Genomic DNA, 1,270 nt, shown 5'->3' with positions numbered 1-1,270 from the left:
AGTGGGTGGAGCATGCCGGAGCAGGAGCTCTCGTCGTACGGATCGGCTCGCGGGGTGAACCGCCGGGCGCTGCTGCAAGCGGCCGGGTTGGGGGCCGGGGTGCTCGCGGCAGGCGGGTTGGCGTCGGGCCGGGCGGAGGCGGCGGGCCTGAGAGGCATCCCGGCCACGAGGAGCGCGGCAGGCGCGGCGGGCCCGGCGGACGTACCGCTGGACGCCGCGAGCGCGGACCTGCCGCTCACCGGGGGACCGGACTTCCCGATCGGGCTGTTCTGGCCGCCGCACCCGTACGAGACCACGCTCGCCCGGTACCGGGAGATGACGGACGCCGGCTTCACCTTCCTGATCACCGGCAACTACCAGTTCGACGCGCGCAGCGTGGGCTACGCGCTGGGCATGGCCGACCAGGTCGGGCTGAAGGTGGTGGTCGCGAACGACCCGCGGATCGAGGCGATCGCCCAGTACATGACGGTCACCGACGACCGGAGCGTGCCGTCGTCGATCACGACGGCCGATGCCACCTCCTGGGTGCGCACCTCGCTGGGCAGTTACGCCAACCACCCGTCGCTGGCGGGCCTCAGCGTCTACGACGAGCCCGCCCGCGCCCGTTTCCCCACCGTCGGCGCGCTGACCGGCATCGTCCGCAGGACCGCGCCCGCCCTGCTGCCGTACGCGAACATCAACCGCGGCAACGGCGCGACGTACGCCGACTTCGTGCAGACCTACGTCGACTCGGTGAAGCCCGCGCTGATCTCCTTCGACCGCTATCCGATCCTGACCGACGGGATCGACATCAACTACTTCGACACCTGGGCGATCGTCCGCGCCGCGTCGCTGAAGTCCGGTCTGCCCGCGTGGACCTACATCCAGTCGACCGGCTACAACAACCACCGGGTGCCCACCGCCTCGCAGTTGGCCTGGCAGGTCAACATCAGCCTGGCGTACGGCTGCAAGGGCATCCAGTACTTCACCTACTGGACTCCCGACCCGGCCCGCGGCGAGGGCTACACGCAGGCCCTCATCACCACCGACGGCAAGCGCACCCCGCTCTACGACGCCGCCACCGCGCTGAACACCGGCTGGCTCCAGCCGGTCGGCCGCGAACTCAAGCCGCTGCTCTCGGAGTTCGTGCAGCACGCCAACGACGACCCGCTGCCGCCCGGCACCACCGCGTTCGCCCCTGGTGACCACGTCACCGCGGTCACCGGCGACGCCGCCGTCCTCGGGCTCTTCAAGCCCGCCCCGGGCACCACCGACGACGGCACCCGCCACC

General features: G+C 71.5%; 1 protein-coding gene. It reads left to right on the top strand.

Annotated features, from left to right (window positions below; all coding sequences use genetic code 11):
* Positions 1–12 precede the first annotated feature (12 nt).
* Positions 13–1,270: hypothetical protein (locus tag AC13HU_RS37395; RefSeq protein WP_483046456.1), on the top strand; the 1,258-nt coding region annotated here is incomplete at its 3' end.

Source organism: Streptomyces sp. NH27, from assembly GCF_056859195.1.
This window is presented reverse-complemented; position numbering and strand designations above follow the sequence as displayed.